The organism is Ruegeria sp. BHSC029 (assembly GCF_059613085.1).
In genome coordinates this window covers 45,320-69,452 of the sequence record NZ_JBXWRU010000005.1, presented here as the reverse complement: position 1 = coordinate 69,452, position 24,133 = coordinate 45,320, and the positions used below count along the sequence as shown (strand labels likewise).

22 protein-coding genes are annotated in these 24,133 nt (G+C 61.7%); 14 read left to right on the top strand and 8 right to left on the bottom strand.

What is annotated here, in order from left to right:
• Positions 1-514: 514 nt before the first annotated feature.
• Both AC2FML_RS13375 and AC2FML_RS13370 read left to right on the top strand, forming a co-directional pair.
• Positions 515-1,300, top strand: a complete 786-nt coding sequence (locus AC2FML_RS13375) for a GNVR domain-containing protein (protein ID WP_496783536.1) — start codon at positions 515-517, stop codon at positions 1,298-1,300.
• Between the two features lie 143 nt (positions 1,301-1,443).
• Positions 1,444-1,749, top strand: coding sequence for a tyrosine-protein kinase family protein (locus AC2FML_RS13370; RefSeq protein ID WP_496736885.1), 306 nt, complete (start codon positions 1,444-1,446; stop codon positions 1,747-1,749).
• A 4-nt stretch (positions 1,750-1,753) separates the two neighbouring features.
• Here AC2FML_RS13370 and AC2FML_RS13365 read toward each other — a convergent pair whose 3' ends face one another.
• A complete protein-coding gene (locus AC2FML_RS13365; RefSeq protein ID WP_093963355.1) occupies positions 1,754-2,278 on the bottom strand; it encodes a CBS domain-containing protein in 525 nt (174 codons plus the stop codon).
• Positions 2,279-2,403: 125 nt separating this feature from the next.
• Between AC2FML_RS13365 and AC2FML_RS13360 the strand changes: the two genes are divergently transcribed.
• From AC2FML_RS13360 to AC2FML_RS13330, 7 genes are all read left to right on the top strand, one after another.
• Complete coding sequence (locus AC2FML_RS13360; RefSeq protein WP_170435711.1) at positions 2,404-2,589, top strand: hypothetical protein; 186 nt, start codon at positions 2,404-2,406, stop codon at positions 2,587-2,589.
• Positions 2,590-2,655: 66 nt separating this feature from the next.
• Positions 2,656-3,681, top strand: a complete 1,026-nt coding sequence (locus tag AC2FML_RS13355; RefSeq protein ID WP_496783534.1) for an FAD:protein FMN transferase — start codon at positions 2,656-2,658, stop codon at positions 3,679-3,681.
• Between the two features lie 15 nt (positions 3,682-3,696).
• Positions 3,697-3,942, top strand: a complete 246-nt coding sequence (nqrM, locus tag AC2FML_RS13350) for a (Na+)-NQR maturation NqrM (protein WP_093963352.1) — start codon at positions 3,697-3,699, stop codon at positions 3,940-3,942.
• Entirely contained in the window at positions 3,943-5,610 is a 1,668-nt protein-coding gene (locus AC2FML_RS13345; RefSeq protein ID WP_496783533.1) for a sulfatase-like hydrolase/transferase, read from the top strand. It abuts the gene before it with no gap.
• A 92-nt stretch (positions 5,611-5,702) separates the two neighbouring features.
• Positions 5,703-7,220, top strand: coding sequence for a 2,3-bisphosphoglycerate-independent phosphoglycerate mutase (gene gpmI / locus AC2FML_RS13340; protein ID WP_496783531.1), 1,518 nt, complete (start codon positions 5,703-5,705; stop codon positions 7,218-7,220).
• Complete coding sequence (locus AC2FML_RS13335) at positions 7,217-8,350, top strand: murein hydrolase activator EnvC family protein (RefSeq protein WP_496783530.1); 1,134 nt, start codon at positions 7,217-7,219, stop codon at positions 8,348-8,350. The genes gpmI and AC2FML_RS13335 overlap by 4 nt, the downstream gene beginning before the upstream one ends.
• 6 nt (positions 8,351-8,356) lie before the next feature.
• Positions 8,357-9,703 (top strand): S41 family peptidase, encoded by a 1,347-nt coding sequence (locus AC2FML_RS13330; RefSeq protein ID WP_170525885.1) that lies wholly within the window; start codon positions 8,357-8,359, stop codon positions 9,701-9,703.
• 54 nt (positions 9,704-9,757) lie between these two features.
• Here AC2FML_RS13330 and AC2FML_RS13325 read toward each other — a convergent pair whose 3' ends face one another.
• The 3 genes from AC2FML_RS13325 to AC2FML_RS13315 form a co-directional block, all read right to left on the bottom strand.
• The gene (locus AC2FML_RS13325) at positions 9,758-11,284 is read right to left on the bottom strand and encodes an MFS transporter (protein WP_496783529.1); all 1,527 of its coding nucleotides are present in this window, start codon (positions 11,282-11,284) and stop codon (positions 9,758-9,760) included.
• Positions 11,285-11,394: 110 nt separating this feature from the next.
• Entirely contained in the window at positions 11,395-11,754 is a 360-nt protein-coding gene (locus AC2FML_RS13320) for a hypothetical protein (RefSeq protein ID WP_170341499.1), read from the bottom strand.
• An 11-nt stretch (positions 11,755-11,765) separates the two neighbouring features.
• Positions 11,766-12,527, bottom strand: coding sequence for a DUF6478 family protein (locus AC2FML_RS13315; protein WP_496783527.1), 762 nt, complete (start codon positions 12,525-12,527; stop codon positions 11,766-11,768).
• Positions 12,528-12,772: 245 nt separating this feature from the next.
• Between AC2FML_RS13315 and AC2FML_RS13310 the strand changes: the two genes are divergently transcribed.
• Genes AC2FML_RS13310 through AC2FML_RS13295 form a run of 4 tightly spaced genes read left to right on the top strand, consistent with a single transcriptional unit; the run spans position 12,773 to position 19,028 of the window.
• Positions 12,773-15,853: an ABC transporter transmembrane domain-containing protein gene (locus tag AC2FML_RS13310; protein ID WP_496783525.1), complete on the top strand. Its 3,081-nt coding sequence runs from the start codon at positions 12,773-12,775 to the stop codon at positions 15,851-15,853.
• 1 nt (position 15,854) lies between these two features.
• Complete coding sequence (locus AC2FML_RS13305; RefSeq protein ID WP_496783523.1) at positions 15,855-16,754, top strand: CPBP family intramembrane glutamic endopeptidase; 900 nt, start codon at positions 15,855-15,857, stop codon at positions 16,752-16,754.
• Between the two features lie 58 nt (positions 16,755-16,812).
• The gene (gene accD / locus AC2FML_RS13300) at positions 16,813-17,757 is read left to right on the top strand and encodes an acetyl-CoA carboxylase, carboxyltransferase subunit beta (protein ID WP_496783521.1); all 945 of its coding nucleotides are present in this window, start codon (positions 16,813-16,815) and stop codon (positions 17,755-17,757) included.
• Positions 17,754-19,028 (top strand): bifunctional folylpolyglutamate synthase/dihydrofolate synthase, encoded by a 1,275-nt coding sequence (locus tag AC2FML_RS13295; RefSeq protein ID WP_496783520.1) that lies wholly within the window; start codon positions 17,754-17,756, stop codon positions 19,026-19,028. The genes accD and AC2FML_RS13295 overlap by 4 nt, the downstream gene beginning before the upstream one ends.
• A 39-nt stretch (positions 19,029-19,067) precedes the next feature.
• On the opposite strand, the gene zapE is transcribed toward AC2FML_RS13295, so the two are convergent.
• Entirely contained in the window at positions 19,068-20,126 is a 1,059-nt protein-coding gene (gene zapE, locus AC2FML_RS13290; RefSeq protein WP_170372579.1) for a cell division protein ZapE, read from the bottom strand.
• Between the two features lie 145 nt (positions 20,127-20,271).
• Here zapE and AC2FML_RS13285 point away from each other — a divergent pair, with 145 nt between their 5' ends.
• On the top strand, positions 20,272-21,513 hold the full coding sequence (locus AC2FML_RS13285; RefSeq protein WP_170441191.1) for an MFS transporter: 1,242 nt from the start codon (positions 20,272-20,274) through the stop codon (positions 21,511-21,513).
• 2 nt (positions 21,514-21,515) lie between these two features.
• On the opposite strand, the gene AC2FML_RS13280 is transcribed toward AC2FML_RS13285, so the two are convergent.
• From AC2FML_RS13280 to sthA, 3 genes are all read right to left on the bottom strand, one after another.
• A complete protein-coding gene (locus AC2FML_RS13280) occupies positions 21,516-22,136 on the bottom strand; it encodes an HAD family hydrolase (protein ID WP_260066484.1) in 621 nt (206 codons plus the stop codon).
• A 73-nt stretch (positions 22,137-22,209) separates the two neighbouring features.
• On the bottom strand, positions 22,210-22,665 hold the full coding sequence (locus AC2FML_RS13275; protein WP_480637934.1) for a YaiI/YqxD family protein: 456 nt from the start codon (positions 22,663-22,665) through the stop codon (positions 22,210-22,212).
• The gene (gene sthA, locus AC2FML_RS13270; RefSeq protein ID WP_093963338.1) at positions 22,662-24,131 is read right to left on the bottom strand and encodes a Si-specific NAD(P)(+) transhydrogenase; all 1,470 of its coding nucleotides are present in this window, start codon (positions 24,129-24,131) and stop codon (positions 22,662-22,664) included. The genes AC2FML_RS13275 and sthA overlap by 4 nt, the downstream gene beginning before the upstream one ends.
• Positions 24,132-24,133: the final 2 nt, after the last annotated feature.

Sequence of the window (24,133 nt, the reverse complement as noted above, 5' to 3'; positions counted from 1 at the left end):
GTGCCGTCGCAAGCCATGACGGGCTAGGTGTCGACATCTCCGCCATCAATACCCAAGTCGAAATCCTTGGCTCTGCTCGTTTGATGCATAGCCCGGCGCTGGAGCTAAACCTCCAGGATGATCCATAGTTCAATCCAGCCATCCTCGCATCGCGTTGGACCGTATTTTGGCAAAATCCGGCGAACCGGTCGGATAGCGAAGCCCTGGGCATTGTCGCGGAAAACGTCACACAGGTGGTATCTATCGAAAACGTCCGGAATTCAGATGTCATCCGGATCGGCGCAACAACCAACCGCCCTCAGAAGTCGGCTGAGATTGCGGATACCTTGGCCCAGCTTTTTGTTCGGGATCAAATCAATGCAAAAGCCAAAGGACTAACCGAAACTGTTTCATGGTTGTCGGACCGGGTGGCCGGGCTGGAGCAGGAAATCGCCCGGCAGGAGGACGCCATCAAGGTCCTGCGGGCGCCAGCCCCGAAGCACTGGCCGCGCACCTTTTCGAGACCCGAACAAGGTTGGCCAATCTGCAAAGCCGTCTTCAAGAGCTTGACCAACTGGACCAGACACTTGTTGACTTGGACCCCGAACCCATCAAAGGCGAGGTTCAGGAAGTCATTCATGGTCGCCTTCCCACCAGCCTTTCAAGGCAGGTTGCCACGAGGGACGCAGCAGCAAGGATAGCTCTCGCCGAACGTGTTTCAGAATTGATCGCCCAGAATGCCAGTGTGACAGCCGAACTGCGCCAGTTCGAGCGCGACGCCCGTGTAACCCGGTTGCTGCACGAAACCTTTATTTCCAGACTGGAGGAAGCCGCCGTCCAACAGGGCGCACAAACGCCGGACAGCCGCATAATTTCGACAGCCACTCCGGGTAAACAAGTTGCACCGCGTTCTGGTCTGATCATGTTTCTTGGGGTGATCGCCGGGGCGGCTTTGGGGCTGGGCATCATTCTTGTCCAGCAAATCCGGCAATCCGCGGTTCCGGCTGGGGCCGATCTGGAGATGGCCACCAGCGTACCGGTTCTGGGGCATTTGCGATTGGCACCGATCCGCCAGCACAGTCGGTTGGTCGGGTACCTATCGACAAATTCGACGTCGCCGCTATCGGAAGCGGCCAGAAACCTGCGAACGTCTGTGCTGTCACCAAATTCGGACGCTCAACCACAAGTCATTCTGTGCACCTCGTCGGTACCGGATGAGGGTAAGATCACGATGTCGATTGCCCTCGCGCAAAGTCTGGCGGGGCTCGGTCGATCTGTTCTGCTGGTCGAAGCCGACATCCGGAGCCTGTCTTTCAGGTAGTATTTTCCAGACAACCCGAACGGTGGGCTGGTCACAGCGCTGACCGGAGGGACACCCTTGGGCAACCTTCTACGTACCGACACCCGGTTGTCGGTCAATGTTCTGATGGGCGAGCGCAGCACACGCAGCGCCGCGGATATTTTTTGTCTTCGCGCTTTCATGACCTCACGCAGAGGTTGCGGGCAGACTACGACAATATTCTGATCGACAGCCCGCCGGTTTTGGCCGTTTCTGACGTCCGGGCAATCGGGCAGGCCTGTGACGCGATCCTTCTGTCGGTTGCACCGGCCACCACGTCCCGCGCCCAGTTGGGACAGGTGCTGCGCGAGTTTTCTAGCCTGAACGTGCAGGTCACCGGGCTGGTCATGTCGGACCTAGGGTCAGCCCGAAAGCAGACCAATGCAGGCGGGCAGCCTTATGGGGCCTATGCCCGTTACTACGACGTGTGACGATCTAGCCGACGATCATCTGCTTCATGCGCAGGGCTTCGTATTCCAGCTCTTTCAGGCGGAAATGCACGACATCTCCGATGGTGATCATGCCGCAAAGCTTGCCGTCGCGAAGAACCGGCATGTGGCGGAATCGCCCCTCGGTCATCGTCTTCAGCACATCCATCAGCAGGTCGTCCGGTGTGCACGTCCGCACATCGCGGGTCATCAACGCCTCGACCGATTGTGGCAGCGTCTGACCCGGAGTATCCGCCATGCGGCGAACGATATCCCGCTCGGACAGGATTCCCTGCAGTGCGCCGTTCTGATCGGTGACGACAACCGCCCCGATGCGTTTCTCCTTTAGAATTTCGACCACCGAATGGATGGTGTCATTCGGCCGAACCGAAAACACCGCATCACCTTTTCCTTCCAGCAATTTGGCGACAGTGGTCTGAGTATGTGACAAATTCGACTCGGCGGATTGGCTGTAAGTGCTTGACCCGGCCTTGTCGCCACGTGTCGGGGGCTGGTAAGAGCTTGGGGCCATGGGCGGTCTCCTCCTTCAACGCTACAGGCTGTCCTCACCACCTTATCGCAGCAGAGAAACCTGTATAGGGTGCAAATTCAAAAACCGGCGCAACCGCGCCGGGTCGCAAGGAAAAACCGGACCCCGTGACCCAACTCCATCTGTCTCCTGCGGTTGCCGCCGTGATCTTCCTTCTGGTCGTGATCTGCGGGCATAATTTCCGCAAACTGTGGAAAGAACAGCCCCCGGGTTGGCAGAAACGCGCGTGGCTGTTTGGAGTGCCCGCTGCGGTCGGGCTGCTGATCCTGGGCTTCCTGCCGCTGACGCCCTGACGCAGGTTTGACTCTGGGTGGGGCCGCTGGCATATGCCGGGCAACACATTTCCAGGAGATCGCCCCATGCGCCGACTGCTTGCTCTGGCCCTGCCGCTTGTTGTTTCTGGCTGTCTGTTCGACGAGGAGCCCGAGATCGTCCGTCTGTCCGGCGAAACCATGGGCACGACCTATCACATCACCGCAATCGGCGAGGATCTGGACGAGGCTGCCCTGTCCGGCTCCGTGGAGGAAACGCTGGCGCAGGTGAATGCCAAGATGTCCAACTGGGACCCGAATTCCGAAGTCTCGGTCTTTTCCGCCTCGGCCAACACCGACCCGATACCGGTGTCACAGGAATTCGCCTATGTGATCGCGGCGGCCAACCAGGTGCACGAGCAAAGCGGCGGCGTTTTCGACGTGACCCTCGGCCCGTTGATCGAGCTGTGGGGCTTCGGCCCGCGCAAGCCCGAAGACCCGGTGCCGTCGGATGCCGAGATCGCAGCGGCGCTGGAACAGGTGGGGCAGGCGCGCCTGCTGACGCTGGATGCGCAGGCCGGGGCGCTGGCCAAGGCGCAGCCGGGCGTGGGGATCAACTTGTCGGCCATCGCCAAGGGCTACGGGATCGACGCCGTGGCCGAGACGCTGCGAGAAGCCGGCATCGAGAACTACATGGTCGAGATCGGCGGCGATCTGGTGGCCCGTGGTCAGAACGACAAGGGCGAGGCCTGGCGCATCGGCATCGAAAAGCCCGAAACCGGGTCGCAGACCATCCAGTTCATCGTACCGCTGGACAACCGCGGCATGGCGACCTCGGGCGATTACAAGAACTTCTTCGAACAGGACGGGGTGCGGTATTCGCACATCATCGACCCGACCACCGGACGCCCGATCACGCATCGGACGACCTCGGTCACGGTTCTGGCCGAAAATGCGATGATGGCCGATGCCTGGGCCACCGCGATGCTGGCGCTGGGGCAGGAACGGGGGCTGAAACTGGCCGATCAGATGGGTTTGGCGGTGTTTTTCATCTCGCGGGATGTGACAGGCGGCGAAGATGCCTATATCACGGTACAAAGCAGCGCGTTCAAGGATGCGCTGGGATCGAACTGAAGGGCGGGCCGGCTGATGAGCACCTTTATCCTCGCGTTTGTTCTGCTGCTGATCATCATGGTCGGCATGTCGCTGGGCGTGATGCTGATGGGCAAGACCATCAAGGGCAGTTGCGGCGGGCTGAACGCGATCTCGGGCGCCGACAAATGCGTGGTGTGCCAAAAGGACGTGGACCCCAACAGCCCCCTGCGTGACAAGCTGCAATGCAAGCGCGCCCGCCGGATGGTGGAACAGATGGAAAGCCAGGGCGCGCAGCACTGAATGGCCAAGGCCCGCAACATCCTGTTCATCATGTTCGACCAGCTGCGCTGGGACTACTTGAGCTGTTACGGGAATCCACATCTGCACACGCCCAATATCGACCGGCTGGCCGCGCGCGGCGTGCGGTTCACGCGGGCCTATATCCAGTCGCCGATCTGCGGCAGTTCGCGCATGTCCACCTATACCGGGCGGTATGTTCAGTCGCACGGCGCCTCGTGGAACGGCATCCCGCTGAAGGTGGGTGAGCAGACCATGGGCGACCATCTGCGCAAGGCGGGGATGGACTGCTGGCTGGTCGGCAAGACCCATATGCGCGCCGACGCCGAGGGCATGGCGCGGCTGGGCCTGGAACCCGACAGCCTGATCGGCGCGCGCGTGGCCGAATGCGGTTTCGACGTGTTCGAGCGCGACGACGGGATGCGCCCCGAAGGCCCTGACGGGTTCTATGACCCCGACGGGGCCCGCGCCTACAACGCGTGGCTGGCCGACAAGGGCTATGACGGCGACAACCCCTGGCACGACTTTGCCAATTCCGGGCTGGACGAGGACGGCAACGTGCTGTCGGGCTGGTTTCTGAAAAACGCGCCGCAGGCCGCGAACATCGCCGAAGAGGACAGCGAGACCCCCTATCTGACCACGCGTGGCATGGAATTCATGGAAACCCATGACGGACCGTGGTGCTGCCACCTGAGCTACATAAAGCCCCACTGGCCCTATATCGTCCCCGAGCCCTATGCCTCGATGTACGGACCCGAACAGGTTCTGCCCGCCAACCGGTCCGAGGCCGAACGGGCGGCGGCACACCCCGTGCTGAGCGCCTTCATGCACACCAAGATCGGTCAGACCTTCTGGCGGCAGGATGTGCGCGAGGCCGTGATCCCCGCCTATATGGGCCTGATCAAGCAGGCCGACGACCAGATCGGGCGGCTGCTGGACTGGATGGAGCAGACCGGCCGCATGGACGACACGATGATCGTGCTGACCTCGGACCATGGCGATTTTCTGGGCGATCACTGGATGGGCGAAAAGACGTTTTTTCACGACGCTTCGACCAAGGTGCCGCTGATCATCTTCGACCCGTCCGAACAGGCCGATGCAACGCGCGGCACCACCTGCGACGCGCTGGTCGAGTCGATCGACCTGGCCCCCACTTTCGTCGAGGTCGCGGGCGGTGCGGTGCCGGACCATATCCTGGAAGGCCACTCGCTGCTGCCCATCCTGCACGGGCAGGCGACCGAGACCCCGCGCAAATTCGTGATTTGCGAATACGACTATTCGGCCTCGCCCATCGCGGAAACGCTGGGCATGTCGGTGCGCGATGCGGCGATGTTCATGGTGGCCACGAAAAAATGGAAGCTGATCCATTGCGAAGGTGGGTTCCGCCCGATCCTGTTCGATCTGGAAAACGACCCCGGCGAGCTAACCGATCTGGGCGACAGCGCGGCCCATGCGGATGTGATCGCGCAGATGTATGACCATCTGTTCGCCTGGGCCCGTCGCCCGTCGCAGCGTACCACCCGCTCGGCGGCCGAGCTGGTCGAGATGCGCACCAAAAGTCGCGGCAAGGGCGTGGTCCTTGGGGCCTATGACGAAAGCGACGCCCCGCCCGAGCTGACGGTCAAGTATCGCGGCCGCAAGGCGCGGCCCTGGCAGCAGATCAGGAAATAGTCCCGCGCGGGGCGGATCGCCGCAAAAGGCGGTTCACGATGCGGCGGGCAGGGGATAGAAGAACGGACAAGAGCAGTTATCGGAGATCCGACATGAGCGCACCCAAACCCGTCGTCCTGTGTATCCTTGATGGTTGGGGCCTGTCCGAAGACACGCAGGCCAATGCGCCCTATCTGGCCCAAACGCCCACCTTCGACGCGATCATGACCAAGGGCCCGCACGCGCGGCTGATCACCCATGGCCCTGATGTGGGCCTGCCCAGCGGCCAGATGGGTAATTCCGAGGTCGGCCATACCAATATCGGGGCCGGGCGGGTCGTGGCGATGGATCTGGGCCAGATCGATCTTGCGATCGAAGACGGCTCGTTCTTCGAAAGTGCCGCACTGCAGGACTTCATCGCCAAGGTGAAGGCGGCGGGCGGAATCGCGCATCTGATGGGGCTGGTCTCGGATGGCGGGGTGCATGGGCACCTGAACCATATCGTCGCCGCCGCGACAGCGATCACCGAGGCGGGCGTGCCGGTGGCCCTGCACGCCATCACCGACGGGCGCGACGTGGCCCCGAAATCGGCGCTGGACTTCCTGGCCGAGCTGGAACGCCGCCTGCCTGCGAACGCGCGTGTCGTCACCGTGTCGGGGCGGTATTATGCCATGGACCGCGACAACCGGTGGGAACGGGTCGGCCGCGCCTATGACGCGATCATCAAAGGTGAAGGCGCGCCGGCTCATACCGCAAGCGCCGCGATTCAGGCCGCCTACGACCGGGGCGAGACGGACGAGTTCATCGCGCCCACAGTTCTGCCCGGCTACGACGGCATCCGCGACGGTGACGGTTTTTTCTGCCTCAACTTCCGCGCCGACCGCGCCCGCGAGATCCTGCGCGCCATTGCCGAACCTGATTTCGCCGACTTCGACACCGGCCCGCGCCCGCACCTGTCGGCGCTGCTGGGCATGGTGGAATATTCCGACGGCCACAATGCCTACATGACGACCGTTTTCCCCAAGCGCGAGATCGTGAACACGCTGGGCGAATGGGTTGCCAAGCAGGGCCTGCGCCAGTTCCGCCTGGCCGAAACCGAGAAATACCCCCATGTCACGTTCTTCCTGAACGGCGGCAAGGAAACCCCCGAGCCCGGCGAGGATCGCTATATGGCCCCGTCGCCCAAGGTGGCGACCTATGATCTGCAGCCCGAGATGTCGGCCGGAGAGGTGACGGACAATTTCGTCGAAGCGATCGAGGGCGGCTATGACCTGATCGTCACCAACTATGCCAACCCCGACATGGTGGGCCATACCGGTGACCTGCAGGCCGCGATCAAGGCCTGCGAGGCCGTTGACCAAGGCCTGTCCCGCGTGGTCGCCGCGCTTGAAAAGGCAGGCGGTGCCATGATCGTGACGGCCGATCACGGCAACTGCGAAACCATGATCGACCCCGAAACAGGCGGGCCGCATACCGCTCACACCCTGAACCCGGTACCCGTGGCGCTGGTTGGCGGACCCGAGGGCGCAACCCTGCGCGAAGGTCGCCTGTCCGATCTGGCGCCTACGGTGCTGGACCTGATGGGCCTGCCCAAGCCGCCGGAAATGACGGGTCAGAGCCTGCTGTCATGAGGCTGCGCGCGCTTCTTCTGGCGGCCCTGATGGCGGGGCAGGCGGTCCGGGCCGCGCCGGACCCCGCGCAGGCGGCACTGGAGGCAGCGCAGATGCTGGAACAGGCCTCGATCGCGCTGACCGAGGCCGAAACCGCCCGCGACCGCGTGCGTGCCCTGACCGAGACGATCCAGGCCTACGAGGCCGGGCTGGCCGCCATGCGCGACGGGCTGCGCCGGGCGGCTTTGCGCGAAAGCCAGCTGACCGCCGAGTTGAACGCGCGCGAACGCGAAATCCGCCAGTTGCTGGGCGTGCTGCAAACCATCGAAACCACGGCGCCACCGGTTCTGATGCTGCACCCGGCCGGGCCGCTGGGGGCGGCGCGCACCGGGATGATGCTGTCCGAAGTCACCCCTGGCCTGAACACCAGAGCCCAGGCGCTGGCCCGGGATCTGGACGAGGTGCAGACCCTGCGCCGCTTGCAACAAAGCGCTGCGGACACGCTGACCGAAGGGTTGGAAGGCGTGCAGAACGCCAGGACGAAGCTGAGCGAGGCCATAGCGGACCGTACCGACCTGCCGCGCCGCTTCATTGAAGACCCGGTACGGACAGCCATCCTGATCTCATCAACGGAGACTCTGGATGGTTTCGCCAGCGGTCTATCTGAGATATCGGATGGAGAAATCATAGCCTCGAACGCGGATGTGTCCCAACTGAAAGGACAGATTCCGCTGCCGACCCAAGGCGTCATACTCCATCGTTCCGGCGAAACGGACGCCGCAGGGGTCACGCGTCCGGGGCTTGTACTGGGAACCAGACCACGTGCATTGGTGCTGTCGCCCACAGCGGCCACGATCCGATACCGAGGGCCGCTTCTGGACCTTGGAAACCTTGTGATCCTGGAACCGCAGCCCGGTTTGCTTTTTGTCTTCTCCGGCCTTCAGGAGGTGTATGGGGACCCCGGTCAGGTGATCCCCGAAGGAACACCAGTGGGCCTGATGCCCGGTCAAACACCAGAAATCGGCGCGATTTTGTCAACAAGCAGTGATGGCACTGGAACTGATCGTCCAGAAACGCTCTATATAGAGGTAAGAGAGAACAATAGCCCCGTGGATCCGGAATCATGGTTCCGGCCTGACAAGGATGGATAGACGAGTATGAAGAGATTTGTGATGGCCGGTCTGGCTGGCACCGTGGCAGGGATTATTGCGACTACCCAGATCGCCGGGCCACTGCTGGCGCAAGAGGCCGAAAACAAGGCCGGAGTGTATGAACAACTTGACCTGTTCGGAGATATCTTCGAACGGATCCGCGCCCAGTATGTTGAGGAAGTCGCCCCCGAAGAACTGATCGAGGCAGCGATCGACGGCATGTTGACGTCGCTGGATCCGCATTCAAGCTATCTTTCCCCGGACGACGCCGAGCAGATGCGCGTGCAGACGCGCGGTGAATTCGGTGGGCTGGGCATCGAGGTCACCCAAGAGGACGGCTTCGTCAAAGTCGTATCGCCAATTGACGGGACGCCTGCGGACGAAGCGGGCATCGAGGCCGGCGATTTCATTACTCATGTGGACGGCGAAAGCATCCTGGGCCTGACGCTGGACAAGGCAGTCGACCTAATGCGCGGCCCGGTCGGTTCGGAAATCGTCATCACCGTCGTGCGGGAAGGCGAACCCGACCCATTCGATGTGACCATCATCCGCGACACGATCAAACTGACCGCCGTTCGCGCCCGCACCGAAGGCGCCAGCGTGGTGCTTCGTGTGACCACCTTCAACGATCAGACCTTCCCGAACCTGAAAGAGGGCTTGGAAAAGCAGATCGCCGAAGCTGGCGGCATCGACAAGGTGAACGGCTTTGTTCTGGACCTGCGCAACAACCCCGGCGGGCTGTTGACCCAAGCCATCAAGGTATCGGACGCATTCCTGAACGAAGGCGAGATCGTCTCGACCCGTGGGCGCAATCCCGAAGATGGTGAACGCTTCAACGCAACCCCGGGTGATCTTGCCCAGGGCAAGCCGATCGTAGTGCTGATCAACGGCGGATCGGCGTCGGCTTCCGAAATTGTTGCAGGTGCATTGAAGGATCACCACCGCGCGATCGTCGTCGGCACCAAAAGCTTCGGCAAAGGATCGGTTCAAACCGTGATGCCGCTGCGTGGCGACGGGGCGATGCGTCTGACCACCTCGCGCTACTACACCCCGTCGGGTCGGTCGATCCAGGCTTTGGGTGTCAGCCCCGACATCATCGTGGAACAGCCCCGCGTCCGTCCCGAGGCTGAGGAAGAGGAAGAAAGCAACGCCCGCACCCGGTCCGAGGCCGACCTGCGGGGCAGCCTGAACAATGACAGTTTGACCGAGGATGAAATCCGCCAGATCGAGGAAGACCGCACCAAAGCGGAAGAAACCGCCGAACTGCGCAACGAAGACTACCAGTTGGCCTATGCGATCGACATTCTCAAAGGCCTGTCCGCCTTCAATCCGACAGAGCGGGCATCGCAGTAAGCTGCGCAAACAATGACCGAAGGGCCGCGGTTTTCCGCGGCCTTTTCTTTTGGCTCAGCTCTCGATTTTGTGCAGTTTCTTTTCGTCAAGCATCAGCGCCAGAACCAGCCCTATCGACACCGACAGCGTTGAAAAGACAAAAGCCATGTCCATCCCGCTGTCAAAGGCCATCGACAACGCGGATTTGATCTTTTCGGCCTCAGCCGCGCTGAATTTCTGCATGACAGCGTGCGCGGTCTTGGTCGTCAATGTACCGCCATTGATGGCTTTTTGATCGGCCAGGGACATGTCGATGCTGGCCTTGGCAAGGTGCTCGCGAAAGCTGGACAGGCTGACCATGTACATGATGGCCGTCGCGCAGGCGACCGAAATGGCGCCATAGACCAAGTGCACCATGAAGCTCAGACCGCCAACCAGGCCAGCGCGTTCGGGCTTGACGGCGCAAACGGCGGCGGTGCCCGACGGGCCAACCGTCAGTGTCGCTCCCAATCCGATCAGAGCCATCCCCGGAAGAATTTGGAAATACCCCAGCCCGGCCGGCATCACGACGACGCTGGCCGCGCCTATCGTAGCGCAGAGATATCCCCAGAACAGCAGGCGCTTGGGTCCGAAATCATTGTACAGGGTACCTGACACGATCGACCCCACCGCCAAAAGAACGGTCAGCGGCGCAAGGCCCAAAGCGGATTCAAATACTGACCAGCCAAGAACCTTTTGCATGTATTGCGGAAAATACAGCAATCCCACAAAGGCGGCCGAGACGTTGAACATGTTCAGCCCCAAGGTGATGCGAAATTGCGGATTTTGCATCATCTGCGGCAGCAAAAGCGGTTCTTTCACCCGTTTTTCCACGCGTGGGAACAACAGAAACAGCGACGCGCTGAGGAAAAACAGAAACATCAGCGGAACCGACATCCAGCCCCAGTCCGATCCGACATCAAGCGCGTACAACAGCAGCAGGACGGCAAAAGAAAGGACACCCATTCCGGCAAAGTCGATGTGCTCGCCTGTCTTGTGGGACTTGTCACGCTGCATCAGCAGGACTGCCGTGGCCATCGAGATGCACGAGAAGACGACATTCGCCAGAAAGAACAGGCGCCAATCCCCAAGATTGACGACAAACCCGCTGATCATCGGACCAAATACGTTGCCCGTCGTGACACCGGCAAGGATCAAACCCATGACCATCGCACGGTGTTCCTCACGGGATACCCTCGTTGCCCCGAAGGCCAGCGTGCACGGCCACACGCATCCCGCGCCGATACCTTGAAGCGCGCGTGCGCCGATCAGGAAATCAAGGCTGGGAGATACGAAACACATGACCGAGGCGAAAAGAAACAGCGACAATCCGATGATCATGATCTTGCGATGACCGTACATATCGCCCAGCCGGCCGCCTGCGACCATCGTCATGGCGAAGAACAGCGCGTAGATGTTCAACACCCACTGAGTACTCGTGATATCGGCATCAAACGAGTTTTCGATCGCCGGAACCAGCATCAGCGCACCGGTAAAGTCTATGCCGATGCCAAACGCCGTTACCATCAGCGCTATGACCTTGATAATGCTGTCACGTTCCATTCGGCCCCCTGAGTTTCCTTGGCGGCTCAATCATGCATGAATTCAGCAAAAAAGATAGGAATGCGTCCAAGCAGGTTTCGATTACGTAGATCCTGCAGGCTTTTGGCCGATCAACCCTGACCAGCGCTCAACCGACGCACCACGCGCTTCAGAAGATCAAGTTCGGCGCGCAGCAGGTCCATCTCGGCTCGGATATCGCCTACGGCCGGCGCGCCCGCGATTACGGTGATGTCGCCCACTTTTTCCTGTGAAGCGCTGTCGAGGATAATCACACTGTGGACACCTTCGGACAACAGGACCGTTGGTACGGGAACCCGAACATGCCAGCCACCTTCGGCCTCGGAAACCTCGATACCTTGCAGGACCTGATCCCGGTACCGGGCTTCAAGTTGGGGTGCGGTACTTCCTGAAAAGTGGCCTTCCCATACGCCGTCTTCGAACCGGATCGGGACGAGTTTTGTTTCCACCATGGCCTTTCCTTTCACAAGTCAGCGCGATGATGGCGGCACAGGGTCAAATCCCGCAGCACCACACGGTTCATACCAGGATCCTGGATGATAAGGTCCAGCCACATCTTCTCGATGCGACGTTCGTTCAAGGACAGATGCGCAAGATCAAAATCGATGTCGGATGTCGCATCTTTCGGTTCCAGCTTTCGCAGCACCTGCTCGGTATTCGGTCCATTCTGGATATTCAGCCTGGCAAAGACCTCGGCCGGGCGTTCACTGTCGACCGTCACATGGGTCCGGACCAGGTGTTGCCGCGTCAGACCCTCGGCGGCGCTGCCCGGAAGTTCGACAGACACGGAGAGGAACGAGCCTTGAAAGCTGAATACGTCGATCGCCAGGCTGAAAGGCGCCAGGTCCTTTTCCCCGCTGTTGCGCATTTGCCGGACTGCAATCTCGGCCAGCGGACAGTCATGGAAAAGCGCCACGCTGTCATCAAGTTGCGCCTTGCGAGACAATGATACCAGGCCCGTAACGGGCAGGGGGCTGCCCCACAAATCCGGGCGCCAGGCCCAATCCGTGCCAAGCGGTCTGGGGAAATTCTGGGTGCCGATATGCGGGCGGGTCAGGCGCCCGTCCGCAATCTGAATCAGCCGATCAAGTTGGGCGCGAAGCACTCGCGCCTGATCACGCTGCTGGCGAAGCAGGGACAGGTCTTCGTGCGGCGCGTTCTGCGCCGTCCGTTTCCAGTGCCCAACTGCCTTGCGGCTGAAATACCGATCCAGAAGTCTGCTCATGTGCCCAGTGCTTGAAACTGCACCTCTTTAGTCGGATTCCGCGGGCGGAATAAACCCGCCTTCGACAGATAGCACTGCAAAATTTCCGAATTGTGAACGACGCCGGTCGTGCCGGCCGGATTTTTGCAAGATCACGCCGGGGCACGTTCTTGAAATAGCACGGGGCAAAGCTTACCGTCAGTCACCCGGTCGCCGTGGATCCTCCGCAACGGGCCGCAGTCCAAAAAACAAGACGAGGCCGGGGCATGGAACCCACCCTATTCGCGTTCATCTGGAAACATTCCAAGAAACAGCAGTTCATTCTTCTGCTGTTGACCGTACTTTCGTTTCCGTTTCTCTATGCCTCGCTTGAATTGCCCAAGCAGATCATCAACGACGCCATCGGCGCGACCGGAAACACGGTAACGCTGTTCGGCACGAAGGTGACCCAGGTCCAATACCTGCTGATCCTGTGTTTTGCGTTCTTGGGAACCGTCCTGGCTGGCGGCCTCATGAAGATGCGCATCAACACCATGAAGGGGATCCTGGCCGAACGCATGTTGCGTCGGCTCAGATTCACCCTGATCAGCCGGATGCTGCGCTTCCCCAAACCGTATTTCTCGACCACAAGCCAGGGCGAGCTGGTGTCGATGATATCGTCCGAAGCGGAACCGATGGGTGGACTGATGGGCGACGCGATCGCCCAGCCGGTTTTTCAGTTCGGTCAGATGATGACGATTGTCACTTTCTTGTTCATGCAGAGCGTCTGGTTCGGGCTGGCCTCGATCGCGCTGATTCCGCTGCAAGCCTGGCTGATCCCGCGCCTGCAGCGCCAGATCAACCTTTTGAACAAGGACCGTATTCAGGAGATCCGTCACCTGAGCACCGAGATCGGCGAAACCGCCGCCGGTATCAGCGACCTGCGCGCGAACGGTGGTTGGCGCTATCGGCTGGCGCAGTTCAGTCATCGTCTGGGAACCTTGTTCGATATCCGGGTCCGGATCTACAACAAGAAATTCTTCATGAAGTTCCTCAACAACCTGATCACGCAGATGACGCCGTTCCTGTTCTATTCGGTCGGTGGCTATCTCGCTATCACGGGCGAAGTGACAGTCGGTGCGCTGGTTGCGGCGCTGGGGGCGTACAAGGACCTCAGCGGCCCTTGGCGCGATCTGCTGACCTATTACAATCAGGTTCAGGACATGTCGTTGCGCTGGCAGGTCGTCACCGAACGGTTTGCACCCGAGAACATGATCCCCGAAGAACTGTTCTATGGCGAACCGGAGAGCATCCCGCACCTGCAGGGCGACATCGAATTGCGCAATGTCACGGTGCGCGACGAGGACGGCAAGCTGATCCTTGAAGACATCGACCTGACGATCCCAAAGGGCGCTCGGGTCGCCATCAAGGCCTCGCACGACTCGGAAAGACAGGCGCTGGCCCAGTTGCTGATCCGCGAGATTCTGCCGGTTCAGGGCGAGGTCCTTCTGTTTGGGCACAACCTTCGCGAACTCCATCAGGCGGTGATCGCCGCCCGTGTCGGCTATGCCCACTCGCGACCCTACTTGTTCAACGGCACGCTTGGGGACAACCTGCTGATGCCTTTGCGTCCCCATCCCCAGCACGAGACCGAAGCTCTGAAGACTCCATCACGTTATCAGGTCGAAGCCGTGCGCGCCGGCAACTCCCCGGACCTGCTGGAGGACGAATGGGTCGACCCACGCCTTGCCGGGCTGCAGAGCATCGACGAGATCCGGGATTGGTGGTTCGAACTGGTCGAGGCGATGGGCATCGACGAATTCATGTTCCGGCGGACGTTGCGGTCGCAATTCGATCCCGAACTGCACCCCCATCTGGCCAAGGCGATCGTGGATGCGCGCGACAAGGTTGCAGCGCGTCTCAAGGAAAAGGGCTTGGACAAATACGTTTTCCGGTTCGATCCGGACCGGTTCAACCCGGCCGTACCTTTGGGGGGCAACCTTCTGTTTGCCTCACCGTCGCGCAACATCTCACCGGACATCCTGGCCGGGGACGCTCGATTTCTTGCCATGCTGCGGGCCCATGATCTGGACAAGGACGCCCTAAGCATCGCGACGGCGGTCCTCAGCACGCTGCGGAAAACATTCGGCCGAGAAGGGACGGATCACCCGCTGTTCCTGCGTTTGGGCATGTCCAAGGACATGTACCACCGACTGCTCGACATCGACGAACGCCGCATGTCGAAAGGTGAGGCAACCCTGTCCGAACGTGAAATGGCACTGTTGCTGACGGTGCCGTTCATGCTGACCGCCGAACAGATCGGCCCCAGTTTCCCCGAGGAGTACAAGGAAAAGATCCTTTCGATCCGGCGCACGCAGGCCCAAAACCTGCACGCATCTTTCGACGGGCTGTTCATTCCCGTGGCACCCGAAACCTATGTTCCGCGCCTGACCGTCATGGAAAATGCCCTGTATGGCCGCGTGTCGCTGATGGCCGGGGCACATGCCGAAGAGATCGAGGATGCCGTAGCCGAAGTCCTGATCGAGGCCAGTCTCACCCGTCGCCTGGCGGCTATCATCTACGATCTGCCGACCGGTCTTGGCGGGGCCAACCTGCCCACGGTTTTCCAGGAACGTGCCGCGTTTTCACGGGCAGCGATCAAGCGGCCCGACATCCTGATCCTGGACAAGGTCCTTGCCAGCCACGATTCGGAAAGCCGTCTGCGTACGCGCCTCAAGCTGCGTGAGTTGCTTCCTGACTCGGTCATGATCTTCATGGAAGATCATTTTGGCCATCCCGAAGCCTATGACATGTACGTGGAAATCAAGGACGGCCGAATCGACGGTGTATCGCGTTCCAAGGTCGAGGCGGATGACGAACAACCCGAAGACTTCAGCCGAAAACTCAAGATCATTTCGGCAACCGAACTGTTTTCGAGGCTTGACGGAAAACACCAGCGTCTGCTGGCCTTTTCGGCGCAATGGTACGACGCGGCGGCGGGGCAGACCATATTCTCGCGCGGGCAAACGCCCGACGCTGCCTATCTGTGCATCTCCGGGCAGGCGAGCCTGGAATGGACGATGCCGGACGGCGAAAAGCGCAACATCTCCGTCGTCGAGCCAGGCCGTCTGATCGGCGACCTGTCGATCATCACCGGCGCGCCTCGGCAACTTGACCTCGTTGCGATGACCGACTGTTCGTTCCTGCGGATCGGCGCGGAAGAGCTGCGCGCCGTGGTAGAGGGTGACGCGGCTGTTTCGATGCGCCTTCTCGAAACGGTGGCCGGGTATCTGACAACTGTCTCGGAACGACTGTTGCTGTCTAATACCCCGTTGACACCCGAAGCCGAGACCGGGGCGGGCGGTTAGGATGCGCGACCCGCAGCCACACCCGGCCTATGCCCCGCACGAAATCCTGGTGGCGCCGGCCAGGGCTTATCCCGAACTCTGGCGGCTGCTGCTCGGGTTCGCGATCATCACGGTCGTCGTGCTGGCACTGAATCTGGTTCTCCTGGCCGCTGTAACCGCCTTTGGTTCGGCCGAACTGGTGTCCGGTTTCGAAGACGGGTCCTCGGCCCTGGCGCTGCTGGTCATCCTTTCCAGTTTTGCCTTTGCCACATTGGGCGTCGGATTGGCCGTGCGACAGGTGCAGCACCGGAAACTGATCTCCGTGGTTGGGGCGCCGATTCTGACTGTACGGCAATTCTGGCGGGTTCTGCGGGCGCTGGTCGTGCTGGGTGCCTTGCTTTTTGTTCTGCCCCCATACGATATGGGACCGCCCTTGGAGCCAAACCTGCCGGTTTTCAGGTGGCTGCTGCTGTTGCCGCTGGCGCTGGTGGCTGTCCTTATTCAGGTCAGCGCCGAAGAGATTCTATTCCGCGGGTTCCTGCAACAATCGCTGGCCGCGCGGTTCAGGGCCCCGTGGATTTGGATGGGTGTACCCTCCCTGATTTTTGCTGCCGGGCACTACGCACCTCTTGCCTCCGGTGACAATGCTATCCTGATCGCAGTTTGGGCCTTTGTCTTTGGCCTTCTTAGTGCAGACATCACCGCCAGAGCAGGAACGCTGGGACCCGCAATCGCCATGCATTTTGCCAACAATGTAACGGCTCTGCTGATCGTATCGTTGCCTGACGGCCTGGGTGGGCTGGCCCTCTATCATCTTCCGTTCGAAACATCGGACACCGGTATCCTGCGCCAGTGGCTTGTCGTGGATTTCGCGGTGATGATCGTCAGCTGGCTGGTTGCGCGACTTGCGCTCAGGCGCTGATTGCATTTCCTTCCGTAGCGTCTTATTTGACTGCAACCCGCATCAGCAAGGTTCCGACATGAACTGGATCACAAACTACGTCCGCCCCCGGATCAACTCGATCTTCTCCCGCCGTGAGGTGCCCGAGAATCTCTGGCACAAATGCGACGAGTGCGGAACGATGCTGTTCCACCGTGAACTGGCGGACAACCAGAACGTTTGTACCCAGTGCGGACACCACATGCTGATCACCCCGCGCGAGCGGTTCAAGCACCTGTTCGACGGCGGCATCTTCACCGAAGTCGCAGTGCCCGCGCCCAAGGAAGACCCGCTGCAGTTCCGCGATCAGAAGAAATACCCCGACCGCATGAAGGCGGCCCAGAAAAAGACCGGCGAGAAAGAGGCGATGCTGGTCGCCACCGGCGAGATCGGCCGTACGCCGATCGTAGCTGCCGCGCAGGATTTCTCGTTCATGGGCGGTTCGATGGGCATGTATGTCGGCAACGCCATCATCGCCGCCGCGCAAGAGGCAGTGAAGCTCAAGCGCCCGCTGATCCTGTTTTCCGCGGCCGGCGGCGCCCGGATGCAGGAAGGCATCCTCAGCCTGATGCAGATGCCGCGCACCACAGTCGCGGTGGAGATGCTGAAAGAGGCCGGCCTGCCTTATATCGTCGTTCTGACCCATCCCACCACCGGAGGCGTTACGGCGTCCTACGCGATGCTCGGCGACGTGCATATTGCCGAGCCGAACGCCCTGATCTGTTTCGCTGGCCCCCGCGTGATCGAGCAGACGATCCGTGAAAAACTGCCCGACGGCTTCCAGCGCGCCGAATACCTGCTGGATCACGGCATGCTGGACCGCGTCACCAAACGGACCGAGTTGCGGGACGAGTTGATCACGATCATCCGGATGCTGATGGGTCTGCCCCCGGCGGTCAAAGGCGATCTGCCCGCCCCGAACGAGGACGCGGCCGAACAGCCTGACGCGCAGGCCAAGCCTACCGAAGACCAGCCCAAGAAATGACCGCACCCACATCCGACGTCATCCTCGACCGGATGATGGCGCTGCACCCCAAGATCATCGACCTGACCTTGGACCGTGTCTGGCGTCTGCTCGAAGCTTTGGGTAATCCGCAGGACAAGCTGCCGCCGGTGATCCACATCGCCGGCACCAACGGCAAGGGCTCGACCCAGGCGATGATCCGTGCCGGGCTGGAAGGGGCCGGGCTGACGGCCCATGCCTACACCTCGCCGCATCTGGCACGCTTTCACGAGCGCATCCGCCTGGCGGGCAAGCTGATCTCGGAACCCGACCTGACCGCCGTTCTGGATGAGTGCTACACCGCCAATGGCGGCGAGAACATCACCTATTTCGAGATCACCACCTGCGCGGCCTTGCTGGCTTTCTCCCGTGTACCTGCCGACTACACGCTGCTCGAAGTCGGACTTGGCGGACGACTCGACGCCACGAACGTAATCGCAAAGCCCGCGGTCACGGTCATCACCCCGATCTCGATCGACCACGAACAGTTCCTCGGCAACACGCTGGCCAAGATCGCCGCCGAAAAGGCCGGCATCATCAAGCGCGGCGTGCCCTGCATCGTCGGCCCGCAGCCGGACGAGGCGATGGAGGTCATCGAGGCCACCGCCGCCCGCCTCGGCGCACCCTTGCTGGCCCACGGACAGCACTGGCACGTCCACGAGGAACATGGCAGCCTGATCTATCAGGACGAAAACGGCCTGCGCGACCTGCCGCTGCCGAACCTGCTGGGCGCGCACCAAGTCCAGAACGCCGGCGCCGCACTGGCGGTCCTGCGCCACCTCGACCTCGGCGACGAGGCCTACGAGGCAGCTGTCACCCGCGCCGAATGGCCCGCCCGGATGCAGCGCCTGAAAACCGGCCCGCTGGTCGAACAGGCGCCCCAGGCCGAACTCTGGCTGGACGGCGGCCACAACGCCGCCGCCGGTGTCGCGCTGGCGGACGTCTTGGCCAAGCTGCCCCCGCGACCCACACACCTGATTTGCGGCATGCTCAATACCAAGGATGTAACCGGCTACCTCTCCCCACTGGCACAGGAAGCTGCCAGCCTGACCGCCGTTTCCATCCCGGGCGAGACCAACACGCTGAGCGCCGAAGAAACCGCCGCCGCCGCCAAATCGGTGAACCTGCCCGCGACGACCGCCAGCAGTGTGTCCCAAGCCCTCGACACCATCATCAAAGCCAACCCACAGGCGCGCGTGCTGATCTGCGGCTCGCTCTACCTCGCGGGCAACATCCTGCGCGAAAACGGCTGACCATTCATTGAGACACAGCTACGCCGGAGGCAACGTTCGCTATTGTCCCCAGTCCAGTGCCTGCATCTCCCGCAGGCGCGAGGCTGTGCGCTCGAACTCGAAAACACCTTCCCCCTCGACATACAGCATCTCAGGCTCGGCGGCCGCTGAACAGATCAACCGCACCTTCGCCTCGTACAGCGCATCGATCAACGTGACGAACCGCTTCGCCTCGTTGAAGTTGTTGCGCGACAGGCGCGGTATGTCCTCGAGCACCAGCACTTTTACCGCATCAGCAATGGCCAAATAGTCCCCCGGCCCCAACATCCGGCCGCACAGATCATAGAACGAGGCCCGTGCCACACCATTGCGAAAAGCGGGCAACACTACCTCGCGCCCCTTGACATGCAGGGTCAGGGGTTCGGCCGGCCCACCTGACAGGTCGGCCCAAACGGCCCGGATCTTCTCCCGCGCCTCGGGTCCGATGGGCGTGAAATAGACCGGCGAGCCCTCGAGCCGGTTCTGCCGGTAATCCGTGGGCGAGGTCAGTTCCCACACTTCGAGCTGCTGCTTGATGTGGTGGATGAAGGGCAGGAACAGCTGCCGGTTTAGGCCATCCTTGTACAGATCGTCGGGATGACGGTTGGAGGTGGTCACAACGACGACGCCACCCGCATGCAGCATGTCGAACAGCCGCCCGACGATCATCGCGTCGGTGATGTCGGTGATCTGCATCTCGTCAAAGGCCAGCAGGCGCACGGATTTCACGACCGAGGCCGCCACCGGCGCCAGTGCATCCTGCACGCCGGTTTCGCGCGCCTCATGCATGCCAGCGTGGATTTCCTGCATGAAGGCATGGAAATGGACGCGCCGGGCCGGAACTTCGCCCAGCGTTTCGACGAACATGTCCATCAACATGGACTTGCCGCGCCCCACGCCGCCCCACAGGTACAAGCCCTTGGGCGGCGGCGGTGCCTTGCGGAACAGCCCGCGTTTCACCGGCGCGGCCAGAGCCGCCCGGATACGCTCGAACTGGGGCAGAACGGCCTCTTGCGCGTCGTCGCGGTTCAGGGTGCCATCGGCAACGCGGGCCTCGTACAACGAGATCATGTCGGTCATGGCCCGAGCCATAGCGCCCGCCCGCGCCGTTGAAAAGAAGGCATCCTCCGGCACGCATCAATTTTGGTTAATCGTGACCGCAAAACTCCTGAATTGACGAGCGAGCCCAAGCGGATACTGTCGGCGGGCTGAACCCGGAGGCCCAATGACCCCAACCGCCCGTCTGCTCAACCCGGTGCTGATCGTCGGATGCGTGATCATCACGGTCAGCTTCGCCGTGCGCGCCTCGTTCGGCGTGTTCCAGATTCCGATCGCCGAGGAGTTCGGCTGGCTGCGCACTGATTTCTCGCTGGCCATCGCGATCCAGAACCTGGCCTGGGGCATCGGCCAGCCGATCTTTGCCGCCATCGCCGAAAAGATGGGCGACCGGCGGGCGATCATTCTTGGTGCGCTGACCTATGCGGCGGGGATGGTACTGTCGGCTTGGTCCGTTACGCCCTTCGGGCATCAGCTTTATGCCTGGCTGGTGGGCTTCGGTATCGCAGGCACGGGCTTTGGCGTCGTGCTGGCGGTGGTCGGGCGGGCCTCGACGGATCAGAACCGCTCGATGTCGCTGGCGATCGTAACGGCAGCGGGCAGCTTCGGGCAGGTGATCGGTGCGCCGACGGCTGAATGGATGCTGACCTTTCTGCCATGGCAGCAGGTGTTCATCATCTTCGCCATTGCCATTCTGGCCCTTGTGCTGACACTGCCCTTCATGCGCGCACCCGCGCAGGTCAGCAAGGCCGAATTGGAAGAAAGCATGGGCCAGATCCTGGGCCGGGCCTTCCGCGACCCGTCCTATGCGCTGATATTCTTGGGTTTTTTCAGCTGCGGCTATCAACTGGGCTTCGTCACCGCGCATTTCCCGGCCTTCGTGACCGAGATGTGCGGCCCGATCCAACCCGGCGGTGTCCTGCATGCGATGGGCATCACCACAACGTCTGCTTTGGGTGCGCTGGCGATCTCGCTGATCGGGCTCGCCAATATCGGAGGCACCCTTCTGGCCGGATGGGCGGGCAATCACTTCCCCAAGAAATACCTTCTGGCGGCGGTCTACACCGGGCGCACTATCGCGGCTGCGGCGTTCATCCTGTTTCCCATCACGCCTTTGACCGTGATCCTGTTCTCGCTGGTCATGGGGTCACTATGGCTGGCGACGATCCCGTTGACCTCGGGCCTCGTCGCGCATCTTTACGGCTTGCGCTACATGGGCACGCTGTATGGCATCATCTTCTTCAGCCATCAGGTCGGGAGTTTCCTGGGCATCTGGCTGGGCGGCCGAATGTATGACCTTTATGGCGATTACACAGTTGTCTGGTGGATCGGCGTGGCCATCGGCGCCTTCAGCGCGATCGTGCACCTGCCGATCCGCGAAAACCGCTCCGCGCAGCCCGCGGCCGCCTAGGATCAGGCGGCCTCGTCGGGGGAGAGCAGACCTTCGGCCACCAGCCTTTCGGCCCAGCCCTGCGGGCCGTCGAAATGGTGGGTCTGCCATCCACGCGCACGGGCGGTTTCGATGTTGTCGATCCGGTCGTCAGTGAACAGAAGCGTCTCGGGTGGCAGGCCGCAATCCTGTTCGACCATCTGGTAGATCGGGGCATGCGGTTTCACCATCTTCATCCGCCCCGAAACATAGTGCCGGTCGAACTCGTTCAGGAACGGATAGACGGTGGTGGCATAGTCAAAATTCTGCACCCCGAAATTGGTCAGCGCAAAGACCGGCACGCCCTTGGCCCGCAGCGCGCGCTGCAGCCGGACCGAATGCGGAATCTCGGGCGCGGCCAGTTCGATCCAGTTGTCGTGCCACATGCGGATCTCATTGCGCCATTCGGGGTATTTTTCGGCCCAGGCATAGATCGTTTCGGTGAAGTGATGCCCCTGATCGACCAAGTCGTTCATGCCGTGCAGGTCGACGGCCGAGAACATGGCTCGGCGACGGTCCTCGCCGATCATGCGGTCATAATACCGCTCGGGCTGCCATTCGATCAGAACGTTGCCGATGTCAAAAACAACCGCTTCTACGGGCATGGGATTTCCTGTTCGCTTGTGTTGCGTTCGGGGCCGACTGAACCAACCCGCCGGGCGTGATGCAAGGCCAATCTCAGCCGCGCAAGGCGGCGCGCATCTCACGCTCGAGCGCGTCCAGAAACCGCGACCGGTCGGCCTTTGAGAACGGTTTGCCACCGCCCCCGGCACCCAGCGGGTTGGCGGCGCGCAGATCCGCCATCAGATCGCGCATCGCCAGTTGCTGGCCGATATTTGCGGCGGTGAAGGCTTCACCGTTGGGACGCAGCACGCGCGCGCCGGTCTCGACGCATTTGGCGGCCAACGGGATGTCCGAGGTGATGACAATGTCGCCCGGGCCACTCCGCTCGGCGATCCACTTGTCGGCCTCGTCCGCGCCTTGCGCAACGGTCACGATCTGAACCAGCGGGTTGGCCGAGGGGCGCAGCCCGCCATTTGCGACCACCACCATCGGCACCTTGTGCCGTGTGGCGACGCGTTCGGCCTCGGCCTTCACCGGGCAGGCGTCGCCATCGACATACAGGGTCGTCACGCCTGCTTGGCCTTCTTGGGCGCCAACTTCGCTGGCTCGGGCGCATCGGATTTGCGCACCTTGAACTCGTCCGGGATCGGCATCCGGTTGAAGGCGTCGAGCCCGGCGATCTTGTAGGCCTCGGCCAGGGTCGGATAGTTGAAGGTGTTCTGCACGAAATAGTCCACCGTGCCCTTCAGGTTCAGCACCGCCTGGGCGATGTGGATCAGCTCGGTCGCGCCTTCGCCGACGATCTGCACGCCCAGCACCCGGCGGGTTTTCAGCGAGAACAGCATCTTCAGCATCCCATGCTCGAGCCCCATGATATGCCCGCGCGACGTCTCGCGGAACCGGGCCACCCCTACCTCGTAGGGAATACCACGTTCCTGCAGCTCTTCCTCGGACATGCCGCAGGTCGAGATTTCGGGCACCGAGTAGATGCCATAAGGGAACCAAGGGCTTTCGGGCAGGGTGGGGGTCTCGAGCGCGTGGCAGGCGGCCACGCGGCCCTGCTGCATCGACGTCGAGGCCAGCGATGGATGCCCGATCACGTCGCCGGTGGCATAGATATGCGGCACCGAGGTCTGATAGGTCTTGCGGTCCACCGAAATGCGGTTGCGGTGGTCGGTTTCGATCCCAACCGCACCCAGATTCAGCGCCGAGGTGTTGCCCATGCGGCCCGCCGCGAACAGCAGCATCTCGGCCCGGACATGGCGGCCGTTTGACATGGTGATTTCGACATGCTTGCCGGCGTCCTCGATCTTTTCCACGGCCGAGCCCAGCCGCAGGTCCACCCCGTTTTCGCGGATCTGGTGGGTGAATTCCTGGATCAGGGTCTTGTCGATGAAATCCAGAAAGGTCTCGCGCGGCTCGATCAGCGTCACCCGCACATCCAGCGCCGAGAACATCGTGGCGTATTCCACCCCGATCACGCCCGCGCCGATCACGCAGAGCGAGCGCGGGATCTCGGCCATTTCCAGGAACTCGTCGCCGTCGACGATGGTCTTGCCGTTGAAGGGCACGTAATCGGGGCGATAGGTTTTGGTCCCGGTCGAGATCAGGAATTTCGCGGCCGTCAGGCGGGTGGTGTCGCCCGCATCGGCTGTGACCTCGATCTCGTGCGGGCCGACAAAACGGGCTACGCCGTCCATGGTTTCAACGTGGTTGCGGTTGAACTGATGTTCCAGCACGTCAACCTCATAGTCCAGCGTCATGTGCAGCCGGGCCTTGAGGTCTTCGGCGCGTATCTGGTCCTTGACCCGGTACGAACGGCCGTAAAAGCTGCGCTCGCGCCAGCCCGACAGGTTCAGCACCGTTTCGCGGAGTGTCTTCGACGGGATCGTGCCCGTGTGCACCGATACGCCGCCCAACCGGTCACGGCGGTCAACCACCAGAACCTTGCGTTTCAGCTTGCCCGCCTGAATCGCCGCCGCGCGGCCCGATGGGCCCGAGCCGATGATGATCAGGTCATAGTCGTATTTGCTCATCC

Bases quoted from the DNA above. Each gene is read 5' to 3' on its own strand.
- AC2FML_RS13365 (WP_093963355.1), bottom strand. From the start codon at position 2,278: ATGGCCCCAAGCTCTTACCAGCCCCCGACACGTGGCGACAAGGCCGGG.
- AC2FML_RS13355 (WP_496783534.1), top strand. From the start codon at position 2,656: ATGCGCCGACTGCTTGCTCTGGCCCTGCCGCTTGTTGTTTCTGGCTGT.
- nqrM (WP_093963352.1), top strand. From the start codon at position 3,697: ATGAGCACCTTTATCCTCGCGTTTGTTCTGCTGCTGATCATCATGGTC.
- AC2FML_RS13345 (WP_496783533.1), top strand. From the start codon at position 3,943: ATGGCCAAGGCCCGCAACATCCTGTTCATCATGTTCGACCAGCTGCGC.
- gpmI (WP_496783531.1), top strand. From the start codon at position 5,703: ATGAGCGCACCCAAACCCGTCGTCCTGTGTATCCTTGATGGTTGGGGC.
- AC2FML_RS13335 (WP_496783530.1), top strand. From the start codon at position 7,217: ATGAGGCTGCGCGCGCTTCTTCTGGCGGCCCTGATGGCGGGGCAGGCG.
- AC2FML_RS13330 (WP_170525885.1), top strand. From the start codon at position 8,357: ATGAAGAGATTTGTGATGGCCGGTCTGGCTGGCACCGTGGCAGGGATT.
- AC2FML_RS13325 (WP_496783529.1), bottom strand. From the start codon at position 11,284: ATGGAACGTGACAGCATTATCAAGGTCATAGCGCTGATGGTAACGGCG.
- AC2FML_RS13320 (WP_170341499.1), bottom strand. From the start codon at position 11,754: ATGGTGGAAACAAAACTCGTCCCGATCCGGTTCGAAGACGGCGTATGG.
- AC2FML_RS13315 (WP_496783527.1), bottom strand. From the start codon at position 12,527: ATGAGCAGACTTCTGGATCGGTATTTCAGCCGCAAGGCAGTTGGGCAC.
- AC2FML_RS13310 (WP_496783525.1), top strand. From the start codon at position 12,773: ATGGAACCCACCCTATTCGCGTTCATCTGGAAACATTCCAAGAAACAG.
- AC2FML_RS13305 (WP_496783523.1), top strand. From the start codon at position 15,855: ATGCGCGACCCGCAGCCACACCCGGCCTATGCCCCGCACGAAATCCTG.
- accD (WP_496783521.1), top strand. From the start codon at position 16,813: ATGAACTGGATCACAAACTACGTCCGCCCCCGGATCAACTCGATCTTC.
- AC2FML_RS13295 (WP_496783520.1), top strand. From the start codon at position 17,754: ATGACCGCACCCACATCCGACGTCATCCTCGACCGGATGATGGCGCTG.
- zapE (WP_170372579.1), bottom strand. From the start codon at position 20,126: ATGACCGACATGATCTCGTTGTACGAGGCCCGCGTTGCCGATGGCACC.
- AC2FML_RS13285 (WP_170441191.1), top strand. From the start codon at position 20,272: ATGACCCCAACCGCCCGTCTGCTCAACCCGGTGCTGATCGTCGGATGC.
- AC2FML_RS13280 (WP_260066484.1), bottom strand. From the start codon at position 22,136: ATGCCCGTAGAAGCGGTTGTTTTTGACATCGGCAACGTTCTGATCGAA.
- sthA (WP_093963338.1), bottom strand. From the start codon at position 24,131: ATGAGCAAATACGACTATGACCTGATCATCATCGGCTCGGGCCCATCG.